Here is a 14,353-nt window from a genome sequence, read left to right on the forward strand (position 1 = left end):
AGGATGAAAACATTCAAATTAGCTTCAGCATTTAGTGCGCTTGCCTTTTCAGCCCTGATGATGACCAGTGTGACAGCAGCCAGTATTCCTGAGGATAAGATCGATACCTTACGTCAGGCGCCGATTAACGTTGAGCCAACACCGCCCGCGATGCAGGCAGTGCTGAATAAAGATATCAAAGAGGTGCGTAACTACCCAATGCAGCCACCCGTGATCCCGCATAAGATCGATGGCTATCAGCTCGATCTTAAGGTCAATAAATGTATGGCGTGCCATGCAAGACAACGCACTGGAGATTCGCAAGCACCCATGGTGAGCGTGACCCATTATATGGATAGGGATAACAACTTTTTAGCTGAGCTTTCACCAAGGCGTTATTTCTGTACTCAGTGCCATGTGCCGCAACTGGATGCCAAATTACTGGTCGAGAACGACTTTGTGGATATGGATCATCTGATTAAAGCGAACACTGAGCAGAAAAAACACTAGGAGTCAGCATGTTAGATAAACTTAAAAAGATCTGGCAAGTTCTCAATCGTCCGAGTGTGCACTACAGTTTAGGGTTTTTAACCTTAGGTGGCTTTGTGGCAGGGGTGATCTTTTGGGGGGGCTTTAACACTGCGCTTGAAGCCACGAACAGAGAAGCCTTTTGTATTGGTTGCCATGAAATGGAAAATAACGTCTACCAAGAGTTACAGTCGACTATCCATTTCACTAACCGTAGTGGGGTGCGTGCAACTTGCCCTGACTGCCATGTACCACACAACTGGACCGATAAAATTGCCCGTAAGATGCAGGCATCGAAAGAAGTGTGGGGTAAAGTGTTTGGTACCATCAATACCCGCGAAAAGTTTGAGAGTAAACGTCGCGAGCTGGCTGAACATGAATGGGCAAGGTTAAAGGCAAATGACTCGCTCGAGTGTCGAAATTGCCATAACTTTACCTATATGGACTTTACTAGGCAGTCACCACGCGCCGCGCAGATGCACTCCACATCGCTGGCCAGTGGTGAGAAGACCTGTATTGATTGCCACAAAGGTATTGCCCATCATCTTCCCGATATGGCGGGCGTTGAAGGTTTCTAATCGCGTGTAATATTTCATCTCCAGTCAAAGGCCAAGTGCTCTCCACACTTGGCCTTTTATTTTTAGATTGCAATCTATGATTTATCTATCTGAAAAATATATACTATTCAGCATTAAAGATAACGACAACGAGTTGTGATGAACAATACCAAATGGCGTGAATGCATTAGTCTTTTAGCGTCACACTGTGTTTACCTACAATTACGACTGGTAGGTGAGGCTGATTTTCCATTGGATTATGAAGTATCAAATGAAGTGATATCTCAAATACAGGCAAAAGACTGCGTATTTGTAAGACGGGTGATTGACTATAAGTCCATCGCGGCTATACGGATTGTTAAAATACATTTACCGCCTTCAGCTAAACAGCTGGATATGATGACCAAACTCAAACAAGAATTATCACGCTTAGGCCAATTACCTATTATCGAAAATACTGAATTTATCACTATTAATGGATATTAGGTCGATTAGCTGTCTGAGGTGCTGCTGTTTTTGCTTAGGTTAATGCTGCGAATGTGACCACTGGCAGTATCAGCAAACTACCAGCGGTATGATTAACGAAGAAAAGGGGATTAGCTAAGGTATGGATCTTAAATGGACTGCTAATTAACACTGGATTAATTGTTAAAGTTGCACCGTAAAAATAGGATCTTTGCCTGCGGTGACACTCCCCTGAGCTTTGTCTAAATACTTCACATCTTCCATATTGGCAAGCACCACGGGCGTGAGTAAGCTGTCTACTTGGTCTTTAAGATACTCGATATCAAATGACAAAATCGGATCGCCTACTTTGACCTCTTGACCTTCTTCGGCTAAACGACTAAAACCACGCCCTCTTAGCTCGACGGTGCCAACACCAAAGTGAACAAATAGTTCTAATCCTTGAGGTGATTCAATACTAAAGGCATGATTAGTTTCGAATATTTTACCGATAGTACCATCAATAGGTGCAACAATCGTGTCGCCCTTAGGCGCGATAGCAATGCCATCACCGACAATCTTTTCTGCAAAAACGACATCGGGGACTTTTTCAATCGCGACTATTTCCCCATTGACGGGGGCGTAGACCATAATGCCACCAGCAAGTTGTGGCTGTCCTGATACCAATCGCCTTATGCGGCTTAAAAATCCCATAATGTGGTGCCCCTTTGCTTGTTTTTGTTGTTCTGTGTTGGTCTGTAAAGCAGCATAACCAATTAAATGTACTATTTACAGTTTGTTATACACTGTTGCAGATCTGAAATTCTATTTTGCTGCATCGCAGTGTGCGCTAACGCAGAAAATTTCGCCAGTTCACCTTGGCAAATGGCTGCCTTCACCTCTAGTAATGAGCTTAAGTTAACGCTGAGCTCATCCAGCCCCATTCCCACGAGTAGCGGAGCGATGTGTGGCGAGCTGGCTAATTCACCACAGAGTGATACTGTGACCTCGGCTGCTTTGGCTTGAATGATAGTCATGTTTATCAAGCTTAAAATCGCAGGTGAAAGGGAAGGGTAATCCCGTGTCAGTTGTGGGTTGGTGCGGTCTGCTGCCATGGCATATTGTGTTAAATCATTGGTGCCTATGCTGACAAAATCCAGCCTTGGTAGCATAGAGGCTAAATTCAACACCGCCGCGGGCGTTTCTACCACTATGCCATAACTCAGTTCACCATAGCCTTTTTCTTCGTCTTCGAGGGCATCTTGGCATTCGGCGATAAGCGTAAATATCTCATCTAACTCTTCAACTTGATTGACCATGGGAAACATTAAGCGAATCGGACCGTGATTTGCTGCCCGTAAAATGGCACGAAGTTGGGTCTTAAATAATTCTGGGTGCGCTAAGGTGTATCTCACCCCACGTTGTCCTAAGGCGGGATTATCTTCTATGTCTTGGCATAAACAGGGGAGTTCTTTATCGGCGCCAATATCTAAGGTTCTGATCGTAAAAGTTTTACCACCTAGAGCATGCAGAGCCTCGCAGTAAAGATTGTACTGGGCTTTTTCATCCGGCAGGGTGCTGGTATGCATTAACATAAATTCAGTGCGGAATAAGCCTATTCCATCGGCCCCTTCATCTTTGACGTGGGTGATCTCATTCAAATTGCCGACGTTTGCCAACAGGCGAACCTGATGTCCGTCCTGTGTTTGAGCCGGAAAATCGCGATAAGCTTGAAGTGCCTGACGTCTTGCTTGTTCATGGTGCAGGGTCACGGTTAAACGAGCTTGTTGCTCAGGCTCCGGATTGACATAAAGCGCCCCACTTATTGCATCGAGCACTAATGGGGTGCCATTAGGGATGAGCTCAGCATCGAACTGACAACTTAAAATAGCGGGTATACCTGCTGTACGGGCCAAAATAGCGGTATGACTGGTGAGTCCACCGGTTTTAAGCACAATACCGCTGATGTGCTCTTTAGGGAGCAAGGCAAACTCTGCTGGGGTGAGATCCTGTGCTAGCAGTATCGTCGGTTCACTCAGGTGAGTTAAACCTTGGTCCAAACGGCCATTAATCGCGGTGACTATGCGCTGGCCAAGGCATCGAACGTCTTGGGCACGATTGGCTAAATAGGGATCGTCTAGGGACTCGAGTTCATTGGCTTGATGGGCAAATATTCGCTCAACGGCAACACTGGCGGAAAGTTGTAAGGTGCGAATGGCTTCTTTGACTTGTTCTATCAGTTCTTCATCATCAAGGAGTAATAAATCGGCTTCAATCAGTTGGTAGTTTTCACTGTCAGGATCGAGCTTAGTTTGGCTTAGACTGAGCTGTTGTTTCAGTGTTTGTAATGCCTTAAGAAACTTACTTTGTTGCTGCGGGATCCTAGAGAGCGGAATTGGGCGATAGTCGAGGTGGTTTTCGCAATGATTAAGGTGTAAAGCCTTACCGAAGGCTATACCCGATGACACAATAATCCCCGTTATCGACATAGTCATTCCTAATGATGTTGGGCGGTTCGCTAACTTAAGGTGATTAACAAGGTCGAGACTTTTTCAACGGCTTCCTGCGCCTGCTCCCCCTCGGCGAAAACTCTCACGGTAACACCATGGTATAAACCTAAAGTTTGTAGCTTAAATAAGCTCTTAGCACTGGCTTGCTTGCCGTTACATTCTACCAAAACGTCACAATCAAAGGTTTTCGCTTCTTTCACCAATAATGCGGCTGGGCGAGTATGAATACCATGTTTCGCGGTGATAGTGACAGATTTTTCGTACATAGTGGCTTAACTCTTTATGAATATTATGGCGCTTCGTTCGACTCTATAATCTTATAACCGGCCTTTTTTAAGGCAGCAATGGCGCCTTGGAGGCAATTTTTCTTCACGAGAATATAGTCAGTATCAAAGGTTGAAAGGGCGAAAATACTGATTTGCACATCGGCTAAGGTGCTGGCAATTTTCGATAAAATACCCGTTAATGAAAATCCTAGAGGGCCTAACACTTCTAGACAGCTCCAGTTAGTTTCTTGCTCTAAGCTATCAAGCGAAAGCTCACTAGGCACAACCAAGGTCAAACCTTCTTCTGTTTTGCAGATAAAATACACTTCTTCAGCAAAAACTTCGGTAGGAATTTGCGCCTTAGGGCTAAAACTGTGAATGGTATATTGCCGGGTATGTACGGCTAAGGTCATACGCATAGGCGGTTCTCCTTTGGCGAGGTGAATGCAAGTTAGGAGTTTACCTTATAACATGGATTCCTGTTTAAAGGACATGGTTCTCAACTTCATCCTCAATCCGCCTGCATTTCGTATGTTCGGGTTGATTGTGTCGTTTCATTAGCTAATTTTAAAGGAAGAGAGGACGTTTTAATAAGTCCTCTTGTTTGCTATTGAAAACATTCGCTAGGTTAGATTTTAAATTGTCCTAAGGTATGGGACATATCCTGGCTAATATCCTGTAATGATTGTGCTGCTCGGCTATTACTGTCATTGGCTTTTACAGACACTTCGGTTAGCTCTGAAATATTACAGATATTACGGTTAATTTCCTCTGTCACGAGGGATTGCTCTTCTGTCGCACTCGCTAACTGAGTGTTCATATCGCTGATGTGGGCAATTAGCCCCAGAATTGCGGCCATGGCTTGCCCAGCCTCTTGAGCCTTAGCTTGCAATTCTTCTGATTGATGTTGGGTTTGGCTATTGCTTTGCATCACGGAGCCCACACCGGTTTGAATTTCTGAGATAATTTTTTGGATCTCATTGGTCGAGTCTTGGGTGCGATTGGCTAATGCTCTTACTTCATCTGCGACAACGGCAAATCCTCGGCCATGACTACCCGCACGAGCAGCCTCAATGGCGGCATTAAGTGCCAACAAATTGGTTTGTTCAGCAATGCCCCTAATCACATCCAAAATACTGCCAATTTGACCAGAGGCTTGTCCCAATTTTTGAGTGATTACTTCTGATGCTTTCAGCTCTTGGACCAACTTCTCTGTATCGCGCACCGTATTGTCAATCACAGCTTTACTTTGCTGTGCCTGATTTTTCACACTGGTGGCGGCATCTGCGGCCTGCTGGGTATTGCTCGCCATCTCATGGGTCGTAGACAGCATTTGATTAACTGCCGTTGCTACGCTACCGGTTTCACGGTGGATATGTTCCGCACTTTGGTTCGACTCCTCAACGGCAAGCATTAACTGTTTAGCATCGTTGTCGAGCGATTTTCCCAGGGGTTGCAAATGTCCCACCATATCGCCAATTTTTTGGGCAAAAAGGTTAAAGGCTTGGGCGAGATGAGCAACTTCATCTTTGCCTTGAGTGCTTAAACGCTGGCTTAAGTCGCCTTCGCCTTGAGCGATATCTTCAAGGGCTTCAATAGCATCATTCAATGGTGAGGTAATCGAATGATTAAGAACAAGGAAAAATGCAAAAATAGGTACAGAAATCAAAAACATGATAATCAGATAGTCGATCATCACATTGTAAAGACTCTCTTTTACGTCACTGAGATAAGCCCCTGTGATCACAGTCCAGCCCCATTGTGGGTAGTAGCGGGCTTCGGCCAATTTGTCCTCAACAATTTTTGAAACAGGATTAGCAATCGGATATTCCAGCATGGCTTTGTCATGTTGCCGAGCTTGAGACAGCATCGTAGTCAGCGGATTAGTGCCATCGGGGAGTGTGAAATTTTGTGCAGAGGTACCGATTAGGCTGGCATTTTCACCATGGGCTAGGATTTGGTTGTTGTCATCAATCAGAATAAAGTAACCAACCCCGGCATAACGGGTTTGGTTAATGAGGTTCGCAGCAGCTTTTTGAGCCTCTTGCTCGCTCATTTTTCCGTTAACAGCATCTTGGCGATAAACGTCTATCACACTGAGGATACTGCCAAGTTGACCATCGATTTGTAACCATTTTTGTTCGATCAAATTACTGTATTGTTCTTTAATCGAAAAACTTGCAAAACAAACAGTTCCAATGGCCGCCATCACTAACATCATCATTAGACGTTTTAAAATGGTGAATTGGCGCAAAAAAGTGATCATCTGGAGTCCTCGGGCGCAAAAATAATGTTCAACAATATACCTGCGAATGTTTTTTAATAGAATATTAGCGGGTTAAATTTCATATAAACTGGTAAACAATATGGGGTTTCTTTGATCTTAAGCAGGATCTTTGCAGGCCTTCTCCTGAGTGATGATTTTATGGCTTATTTTGAGGATATTTCATCAGTCTAATCGCATGTGATGAAGTATTTATTAAATTCAACAACTTACCATTTATTAACAAATTCAATCATGATAACTATATCTAATTAGTTGTTTTAATTTTGATTTTTTACCGTTTTACGCGCAAGATTAATCAACTGTTATGTTTGAGAATCAATTATGACTACAAATACGATTGTGACTTCTGACGATATATTGTTGAAGTTATGCCACTCTGTTGCCCATGTATTATCGAGTACCAGCGCAAGCCATGTGAGCCATGCTGGTATGGTACAAAGCATTACCCGTACCCGCTTAAAACCTGACTTAGGATGTTTTTCGATTTTTGATGGGGGATTTTCAGGGCTTGTTGTTATTAACTTTTCCGCTGCTGCGGCTATCGAAATCTACCGTCGCTATATGCTCAATATGGGCATGCCTGAAGAGGAATTAGCCTTTTCCCATACTTCTGATGAAGTGGGTAATGTGATGGGGGAGTTAATGAACCAAATCTTAGGTGACTTTATTAATAAAGTCTCTAAGGAACTACAAACTTCCATCAGCCAAAGTCAGCCAAAAATGTTAACGATAAACAAAGAGTTGACTATCTCTATTGATGCAAACTTGGATGATGCCGTAGCAAGGCGAGTGTCCTTTAAAACCGAAAATAATCACATTTTCTACCTTGAATTTGCGATGGATAAGACCGAATTTATCAAACTGGATGAGTTTGAATATGATGAGGAGTTTGACCCTGATAGCTTACTCGAACAGCACGGCGTGAGTGGGACGCAAGCTTCAAATGTTGAAAGCACTCCTTGGAGCCGAATGGCGGACAAGCCCGCGATAAGTCAACATCATACCAATGTGGACGCCGATGATTTACTCGATGAATTAGGGATTTAACTTCTATCTGATTAAGAGAAAATAAATGCGACTCAGCTAATTATTAGTGAATGCAAAGCTGTGAATAGCGTTAGCGGTTTTTTTGAAGCATTTATTTTCTCTAGTCTGTGTTTTTAGTCACACAATCATAAGCCGCATTATCGTGGTTAAGCACCCAGCGTTAAGGTGTTCGGTTAAGTTAATTTAGCTTTCAATAGCTTAAAGCAGATTAACTCGGTTAACTTGTTAGACAGTTGTAAACCCTTCGGCTATACAAGTCATTAGAACTGTTTTAGTATCCCCAAAAATAATAATTATGGTGACCTCCGTTATGGCATCGAAAGCGACCTCAATTGATATTGCTTATCGTGCTGGTGTATCCCAGTCTACGGTTTCCCGAGCCCTCAGAAATAGCCCGCTTGTCAACTTAGATACCCGTCAGCGGATCCAAGCAATTGCAAAGGAACTTAACTACAAGGTTGATAAAAACGCCAGTAATTTGCGTACCCAAAATAGCCATACTCTGGCGCTGTTATTGTGTGAAGACCCGACTAATGATGATTCCCTTATCAACCCATTTTTTCTGTCGATGTTAGGCTCAATAACAAGGGCAACTGCGCAACAGGGGTATGATTTACTCGTTTCATTTCAACAACTTTCTAGTGATTGGCATGCCGACTACGAAGACAGTAATAAAGCTGATGGCATTATTTTGCTGGGCTACGGCGATTATATGGATTACGAGCAGAAGCTTGAAAAGTTACTCGCTCAGCATACTCATTTTGTGATTTGGGGCGCCGAGCATAACAATAAATCCGTATTATCCATTGGTTGTGATAATCACCAAGGTGGCCTGATAGCCACTGAACATTTGATTTCCCTTGGCCGTAGCGCTTTTGCCTTCTTAGGTGACGCCTCTAGTCATAGCCCAGAATTTAGGGACAGATATTTAGGTCATGTCAAAGCCTTACAAACCGCAGGATTACCAGTGGTGGCTGAGCGGCAAATTTCAGCCATTAGCACCGAAAGTGCTGGTTATGATGCGGCGATGGCATTAATAGAAAAAAGGCTTACGTTTGATGCGATTTTTGCCGCTAGTGATTTGATTGCTATTGGTGCCATTCGTGCCTTAAAAGAGAAGGGGATATTAGTGCCAGAGCAAGTGGCTGTGGTGGGCTATGATGATATTCCTGTGGCAAGTTTTGCTAATCCACCACTGACGACCATCAAACAAAATACTCAGTTAGCGGGTGAGATTTTAGTCGAGAGTTTGCTCAAGCTTATTCGCGGTCAGGCGGTAGGCCCTCAATTGATCCCAACCACCTTAGTCGTTCGCAGTTCCTGCGGGATTGACCACGCATTGCTAGGCTAAGCTGTCTCTGTATTGATTTACGCGATTAAGCCAAGTGTTTGCTAGCACTTGGCTTTTTATGACAAGTTTGGCTGGTGTATGGTGTAAAACTGGTCAACGCTGAGTGGATTAACCTCTGGCATATTGACGCAGAAACTTAGGCACCTCAGCTTTACTCTTGCTCATCACTTTTTGCATTAGACTGAAGGGTGGTTCGGCTATTGCAAAGTCCTGTTTCAGATCCGCTAACATTCGTAGCCATAAGTGTCCCGTCATTTCCGCATCAGCAAGCGCGCGGTGAAAAGTCCCCTCGGTCGGCAGTTGTTTATAGCGTACTAATGTTGCCAGTTGATGATTAATCGCCTCTGGGTACAAGCGCCTTGCCAACAGGAGAGAACAGCCAAACTGGCCGGAATATTGGTGACCAATTTGAGCAAATTCAGCATCAAGAAACCGCTGATCGAATGCGGCATTATGGGCAACCAAATGGTGCTTGCCGATAAACTTGGCAAATCGTGACATTACCTCGGCGCAGGGCGCTGCACGTGACAGCATTTGATTGCTGATCCCGGTGTAATCTTCAATAAAGGTGTTTATCCGAAAACCTGGATTCATTAATTCTGAAAAACGCGCAGTGATTTGGCCCTGTTCAATCAATACCGCCCCAATCTCAATAGCTCGAGCACCTTGACTGGGCGAAAGACCCGAGGTTTCAAAATCGAGGACCACAAGGGTATTAGCGGGCGAGTGGGCGGGTGTTTTAGGCATAAAAGTGACTACTTATTGGTATGGCAATGTTTGTAATATGCGTTTGTTGCATGGCCTATTTCACAGTTGGTGGCATATTAGACTAAACAAAAGTGGCTATCCATCAGATTGTCAAATTGCGATGCAATTTTTACTGGCATAAAGGGTGCGATAAGCGCATTTAGCACATCAATAACCCTTGTATAACAGGATGCTGCATTGATGGACGTCGACTTATACTCCTGTTGATTTTATTCAAGAAAAGAGAAGCAAGTTCGCATCTGTGTATCTAAATCAACATGTAACCACTGAGTGGTAACGCTTCACGAATAGACCTGCTGCTAAGGGTTATTATCGACGATGTTATTAACGGCTTGGCTATGACGTCATTACTTGATGACTTGGGTTTAGAAACATTCAACACGCCCTAGCAACTTCGCATAAAAATACTGGTGAACATTAAGATTGCTGCTATTACTTTATAGGTAATGTATAGGACAAATGTGACACTAACCTGCTAGCTCGACTTGGTCACCCCATGAGGTGTGTATGAAAGGAATTATTTTTAATGTGCTTGAAGATATGGTCGTGGCTCAGTGCGGTATGTCAGTGTGGAACGATTTGTTGGAAAAACATGCTCCTAAGGATCGCGTGTATGTGTCTGCCAAAAGTTATGCTGAGTCAGAGTTATTTAGCATTGTTCAGGACGTGGCTCAGCGGCTTAATATGCCAATACAGGACGTAGTCAAAGCATTTGGCCAGTTTCTGTTTAATGGACTGGCCTCACGCCACGCTAGTGTTGTTGAACATTTTGAAGATTTTACTTCGTTAGTGATGGGGATCCACGATGTGATCCATTTAGAAGTCAATAAGCTCTACCATGAACCCTCATTGCCGAATATTACTGGCCAGCACTTGTCAGAGAATCAAATTGCGTTAAGGTACTCATCCCCCCGCCGACTGTGTTTTTGTGCTGAAGGATTGCTGTTTGGTGCCGCAGAGCATTTTAAACAAAAGATCCAGATCACCCACGATACTTGCATGCATACTGGCGCCGATCATTGTATGTTAATCATCGAGTTACAAAATGACTGACAGCGAAAATCCTTACTACGCAGCCTATCTGCGGGAAAAAAGGGCAAGGCAAGAGGTGGAGCAGTTGCTCGAAGACAGTACCCGCCAACTCTATGAGAAAAATCTGTTGTTACAGCAACAAATCGATCTGATTAAGCAGCAACAACAATCAATTATTCAGCAGGAGAAATTAGCATCACTTGGCACAGTGGCTGCTGGGGTTGCCCATGAGATTAATAATCCACTTGCATATATCCTTTCAAATGTCAGGAGTTTAACCAGCTACGCTCAGGACTTATTGGCGAGTATTGATGCGGGCGATAAACAACAGATTGATCAGGCTAAGCTACAGTTTATTAAGGAAGATTTGCCTGAGCTGGCAAGCGATACTTGCCAAGGTTTAATGCGTATCAAAGATATTGTTAACCATTTACTCTTTTTTGCTCGAACAGATTCAACGGGGAAGTCCTACATTCAATTAGCCGATGCCCTAGAGTTTACCCTTAAATTATTGCGACCAATGCTTAATAATGTTTTGATAAAAAATGAGATTTCGCATGTGCCTATGGTTTTATTTAATGTTGGCGAACTCAATCAGGTATTAATGAACATTATTGTGAATGCTTATCAGGCCTGTAGTGTGGTCGATGATAGATCTGCTGCAATAGAGCTTTACCTCTCCCAATCCGATACAAACATATGCTTAAGGGTCGTTGATAACGGCTGCGGTATGGATGAGTATACCCTCACAAGAATGTTTGATGCCTTTTATACCACTAAACCCGTTGGGACTGGGACCGGAGTGGGAATGTCTATCGTGCTTCAAATTTTGCGTCAGCACGATTGTACGATTGACGTCGCATCTGAGTTAGGCAAGGGAACTGAGGTAAAAATATATTTTCCAATCGATCCACAAGCGGTTTCAATGTCGTCTAGCACTAAAATCTAAATAGGGTAGTTTGCTTCGAGATTGATCTTCAGCCCTAATTGATAGGCGTGATCTTGCATAAGAGATGTCATCAACTCGGTATCACGCAACTGTGATAATAAGAGTGGCCGGGCTTCCCATCTTGGTGCGTGGCCAGCATCATTCAAATGAGCAAGGTATACACGTTGCTGGCTCTGATGCAGGGTAAAAAAACGCATGTTACAGCGTTCAGCAATTGATAAATAAGGCTCAAAATCAAGCTCATACACTTGCATTGCCTCAAATTCAGACCAACGAATATAGCGTGTGCTTTCATAGTATTGCGCGGGTAACTGCGCCTCAGGCTTGATGCTATCAAATAAATTGATGACATCTTGCATCTGTTGCAGTTTTATCATTGTTTGTTCCATCAACTCCTTGCTCCTTTTTTTTGCTATTTTTATTTATTAATCAATTTGTTAAATGTTAATTGATTATCGACTTATCGCGCCAGAGTCTATCCGCTAAACCTGAGGCGCGCTGGGTAGCTTGCAAGCTAGCACGCTCGAAGACTTGCTGTGTACCTAAACAGCTAAAGTGTTGTTTTGCACGGGTAATAGCAGTGTAAATCAGCTCTTTGGTGAGCAATTGCCACTGAACGAGACTAGGATTTGGCGGGAGCACTAGGGCGACTCGATTAAATTCACTGCCCTGACTTTTATGTACCGTCATGGCGTAACAGGTTTCGTGGCTAGGTAGCCTTGCGGGTAGCACTTTAAGCAGTTTGCCATCGGCTTTGATAAAGTGGGCCATCAGTCGGTCAGCTCTCTCTTCATCCTGCAAAATCAAACCAATATCGCCGTTAAACAGACCTAAGTTATAGTCGTTGCTTTGGATGATAATCGGGCGCCCGAGGTAAAATTCCTGCTGCGGCTGAATAAGTTTGGCCTGTGCTAACGCCTTAGTCACCGCAAGATTAATCCCTTCGACACCATAATCGCCGGTTCGCATGGCGCACAAAATGCGATATTGATTAAATTTGGCAATCGCCTCCATGGCGCTTGGCGGGCAAAATGGCTCACTCGTGTGTATTGTGGTGGCGTGCGTTGGTTGTAATAGGCGCAAATAGTCACCGTATTGCTCACAGGCCTGTGCAAGTAGCGCTTTAAGTCCGGTATTACTGCTAGGTTCACTGATTTTTGCTTGAGTTTGGCTGTGATCTACGCTGTGTTCTAGCCAGGTTAATTCGGCTAGCCCTCTTTGCCATACCGCTAAAATGCCCGCGATATCGGCACGATTGACTGCGCTGGCCAGCAAGCCAATCCCGGCATCGCCTTTAAATCGATGGCTGTGGGTTAACATACACAGGCTATCGCCAATTTTAGGCTCAGCGTGGATAAAGGGGGTTAAATTAAAGCCCGTGAGCGCGGTTAATTGTTCGGCCTGTGCTTGGCTATAACGCATTTTCCATTCGGTATGTTGCATCGAGGCTTGCTTAAGTCCGGTGCAAATAAGTCCGGCGCAAATATCGGCAAGTACGGCGCCTGCCTCAACTGAAGCGAGTTGGTCCTGATCCCCTAGCAATATTAAGCCTGCGTGTTCCGGCAATGCGCTAAGCAGCTTGTACATCATAGGTAAATCGACCATGGAGGCTTCATCCACAATCAAAAGATCGAGCCGTAATGGGTTGCCTTGATGATGGCGAAAATGGGCTGAGTTGGGGATGACACCCAGCAGGCGATGTAAGGTTGATGCCTCTTCCGGTACTTGCTTAAGCGCGGCTAACAGGGCTTGGGTTTCGTGGTTTTGCGCCAGTTCGTTTGTCGCTTGAGCCTGCTTAAGTTCCTGCTCGAGTCTCGCTTTAGATGCCTTAATGGATTCGCTTAAACGGGCGGCCGCTTTGCCTGTCGGGGCGACAAGTCTTATCTGCTTTGGTGTACCTAATTGTTGTAACAACAGCAATTTAGTCACCGTGGTGGTTTTACCTGTACCGGGGCCACCAGTTATCACCGCCAGCTTTCTACCGAGCGCAGTAGCGGTGGCGACCTTTTGCCAATCGATGTTTGCTTCAACGGTTTGGGTTGCGCTTGGAAATAAGCAATCCAGTTGCCTGCGAAGTTGTAAAAGTGACTGATTATCCGATGCTAAAGGCTGCGAGGGCGTTAACGAAAGCGCCGTCGCTGATAACCTTGTTAAGGCGCTGGCGACTTGGGTTTCAAAATGATGATAACGCTCAAGATAGAGTCTACCATCTTCAAAAATCAGTGGTTTATTGCTATTTGGTGCACCAATGGCGTCAAAGTGTTGCAGTGCGTCAATCAGTTCAGTAAGGCTTAAACGGATTTGACAGCGGTTTACTGGCTCTGCCATCGGATTGGTTGGCACTATATATTCGAGCACTAGACAAGTATGTTGGGCCGACAGTTGCTGACTCAACAGGGCGCACAGCAGCATAAACAGTGGCTCTTGGGCGTCATTGGGGTGAAGACGGGCCATCTCGAGGGCAAAATGGCGATCAAGTGCAGTGATAAGCCGCTCTTTTTCCCAATATTTGAGCAACTCAGCCAGTGGTGCTTTAAGTCTGAGTGCGCCTGCATTGTACCAATTGGCGGCAAGGGCTGTGGCGTTATTCATTTCTGCGCTGTTTGTATCGTTGCTATTCATTTCGGTGCTGTGG

Annotated in this window: 15 protein-coding genes; 7 read left to right on the plus strand and 8 right to left on the minus strand. The window is 44.5% G+C overall.

The window, feature by feature from the left end:
- Positions 1–3 precede the first annotated feature (3 nt).
- From M0413_RS09850 to M0413_RS09860, 3 genes are all read left to right on the plus strand, one after another.
- Positions 4–489: a nitrate reductase cytochrome c-type subunit gene (locus tag M0413_RS09850; RefSeq protein ID WP_069454825.1), complete on the plus strand. Its 486-nt coding sequence runs from the start codon at positions 4–6 to the stop codon at positions 487–489.
- 8 nt (positions 490–497) lie between these two features.
- Positions 498–1,085 carry a cytochrome c3 family protein gene (locus tag M0413_RS09855; protein ID WP_037418266.1) on the plus strand — a complete coding sequence of 196 codons (588 nt, stop codon included), beginning with the start codon at positions 498–500 and terminating at the stop codon, positions 1,083–1,085.
- A gap of 138 nt (positions 1,086–1,223) precedes the next feature.
- Complete coding sequence (locus M0413_RS09860) at positions 1,224–1,550, plus strand: hypothetical protein (protein WP_249553981.1); 327 nt, start codon at positions 1,224–1,226, stop codon at positions 1,548–1,550.
- 162 nt (positions 1,551–1,712) lie between these two features.
- On the opposite strand, the gene crr is transcribed toward M0413_RS09860, so the two are convergent.
- The 5 genes from crr to M0413_RS09885 all read right to left on the minus strand — a co-directional run bounded on the left by crr (position 1,713) and on the right by M0413_RS09885 (position 6,550).
- Entirely contained in the window at positions 1,713–2,222 is a 510-nt protein-coding gene (gene crr, locus M0413_RS09865) for a PTS glucose transporter subunit IIA (RefSeq protein ID WP_037418261.1), read from the minus strand.
- A gap of 71 nt (positions 2,223–2,293) precedes the next feature.
- Positions 2,294–3,997 (minus strand): phosphoenolpyruvate--protein phosphotransferase, encoded by a 1,704-nt coding sequence (gene ptsP, locus M0413_RS09870; protein ID WP_249553982.1) that lies wholly within the window; start codon positions 3,995–3,997, stop codon positions 2,294–2,296.
- A gap of 29 nt (positions 3,998–4,026) precedes the next feature.
- Positions 4,027–4,284: an HPr family phosphocarrier protein gene (locus M0413_RS09875; protein ID WP_011072255.1), complete on the minus strand. Its 258-nt coding sequence runs from the start codon at positions 4,282–4,284 to the stop codon at positions 4,027–4,029.
- A 23-nt stretch (positions 4,285–4,307) separates the two neighbouring features.
- Complete coding sequence (locus tag M0413_RS09880) at positions 4,308–4,703, minus strand: ACT domain-containing protein (RefSeq protein WP_172590834.1); 396 nt, start codon at positions 4,701–4,703, stop codon at positions 4,308–4,310.
- 209 nt (positions 4,704–4,912) lie between these two features.
- A complete protein-coding gene (locus M0413_RS09885) occupies positions 4,913–6,550 on the minus strand; it encodes a methyl-accepting chemotaxis protein (RefSeq protein WP_249553984.1) in 1,638 nt (545 codons plus the stop codon).
- A 342-nt stretch (positions 6,551–6,892) separates the two neighbouring features.
- Here M0413_RS09885 and M0413_RS09890 point away from each other — a divergent pair, with 342 nt between their 5' ends.
- Positions 6,893–7,618: a DUF3334 family protein gene (locus M0413_RS09890; RefSeq protein ID WP_047537307.1), complete on the plus strand. Its 726-nt coding sequence runs from the start codon at positions 6,893–6,895 to the stop codon at positions 7,616–7,618.
- Positions 7,619–7,928: 310 nt separating this feature from the next.
- A complete protein-coding gene (locus tag M0413_RS09895; protein ID WP_172590833.1) occupies positions 7,929–8,969 on the plus strand; it encodes a LacI family DNA-binding transcriptional regulator in 1,041 nt (346 codons plus the stop codon).
- 108 nt (positions 8,970–9,077) lie between these two features.
- Here the strand turns inward: M0413_RS09895 and M0413_RS09900 are convergent, their stop codons facing one another.
- Positions 9,078–9,716: a 3'-5' exonuclease gene (locus tag M0413_RS09900; RefSeq protein WP_169547950.1), complete on the minus strand. Its 639-nt coding sequence runs from the start codon at positions 9,714–9,716 to the stop codon at positions 9,078–9,080.
- A 528-nt stretch (positions 9,717–10,244) separates the two neighbouring features.
- Between M0413_RS09900 and M0413_RS09905 the strand changes: the two genes are divergently transcribed.
- Positions 10,245–10,790, plus strand: a complete 546-nt coding sequence (locus tag M0413_RS09905; RefSeq protein WP_047537313.1) for a heme NO-binding domain-containing protein — start codon at positions 10,245–10,247, stop codon at positions 10,788–10,790.
- Complete coding sequence (locus M0413_RS09910; protein WP_055648450.1) at positions 10,783–11,718, plus strand: sensor histidine kinase; 936 nt, start codon at positions 10,783–10,785, stop codon at positions 11,716–11,718. Before M0413_RS09905 ends, M0413_RS09910 begins: the two co-directional genes overlap by 8 nt.
- Here the strand turns inward: M0413_RS09910 and M0413_RS09915 are convergent.
- Both M0413_RS09915 and recD read right to left on the minus strand, forming a co-directional pair.
- The gene (locus tag M0413_RS09915) at positions 11,715–12,107 is read right to left on the minus strand and encodes a hypothetical protein (RefSeq protein WP_037418057.1); all 393 of its coding nucleotides are present in this window, start codon (positions 12,105–12,107) and stop codon (positions 11,715–11,717) included. The genes M0413_RS09910 and M0413_RS09915 overlap by 4 nt on opposite strands.
- A 55-nt stretch (positions 12,108–12,162) precedes the next feature.
- Positions 12,163–14,310, minus strand: coding sequence for an exodeoxyribonuclease V subunit alpha (gene recD / locus M0413_RS09920; protein WP_249554037.1), 2,148 nt, complete (start codon positions 14,308–14,310; stop codon positions 12,163–12,165).
- Positions 14,311–14,353: the final 43 nt, after the last annotated feature.

Source organism: Shewanella sp. 8A (assembly GCF_023475945.1).
Lineage (GTDB): Bacteria > Pseudomonadota > Gammaproteobacteria > Enterobacterales > Shewanellaceae > Shewanella > Shewanella xiamenensis.

Bases quoted from the DNA above. Each gene is read 5' to 3' on its own strand.
- M0413_RS09850 (WP_069454825.1), top strand. From the start codon at position 4: ATGAAAACATTCAAATTAGCTTCAGCATTTAGTGCGCTTGCCTTTTCA.
- M0413_RS09855 (WP_037418266.1), top strand. From the start codon at position 498: ATGTTAGATAAACTTAAAAAGATCTGGCAAGTTCTCAATCGTCCGAGT.
- M0413_RS09860 (WP_249553981.1), top strand. From the start codon at position 1,224: ATGAACAATACCAAATGGCGTGAATGCATTAGTCTTTTAGCGTCACAC.
- crr (WP_037418261.1), bottom strand. From the start codon at position 2,222: ATGGGATTTTTAAGCCGCATAAGGCGATTGGTATCAGGACAGCCACAA.
- ptsP (WP_249553982.1), bottom strand. From the start codon at position 3,997: ATGTCGATAACGGGGATTATTGTGTCATCGGGTATAGCCTTCGGTAAG.
- M0413_RS09875 (WP_011072255.1), bottom strand. From the start codon at position 4,284: ATGTACGAAAAATCTGTCACTATCACCGCGAAACATGGTATTCATACT.
- M0413_RS09880 (WP_172590834.1), bottom strand. From the start codon at position 4,703: ATGCGTATGACCTTAGCCGTACATACCCGGCAATATACCATTCACAGT.
- M0413_RS09885 (WP_249553984.1), bottom strand. From the start codon at position 6,550: ATGATCACTTTTTTGCGCCAATTCACCATTTTAAAACGTCTAATGATG.
- M0413_RS09890 (WP_047537307.1), top strand. From the start codon at position 6,893: ATGACTACAAATACGATTGTGACTTCTGACGATATATTGTTGAAGTTA.
- M0413_RS09895 (WP_172590833.1), top strand. From the start codon at position 7,929: ATGGCATCGAAAGCGACCTCAATTGATATTGCTTATCGTGCTGGTGTA.
- M0413_RS09900 (WP_169547950.1), bottom strand. From the start codon at position 9,716: ATGCCTAAAACACCCGCCCACTCGCCCGCTAATACCCTTGTGGTCCTC.
- M0413_RS09905 (WP_047537313.1), top strand. From the start codon at position 10,245: ATGAAAGGAATTATTTTTAATGTGCTTGAAGATATGGTCGTGGCTCAG.
- M0413_RS09910 (WP_055648450.1), top strand. From the start codon at position 10,783: ATGACTGACAGCGAAAATCCTTACTACGCAGCCTATCTGCGGGAAAAA.
- M0413_RS09915 (WP_037418057.1), bottom strand. From the start codon at position 12,107: ATGGAACAAACAATGATAAAACTGCAACAGATGCAAGATGTCATCAAT.
- recD (WP_249554037.1), bottom strand. From the start codon at position 14,310: ATGAATAACGCCACAGCCCTTGCCGCCAATTGGTACAATGCAGGCGCA.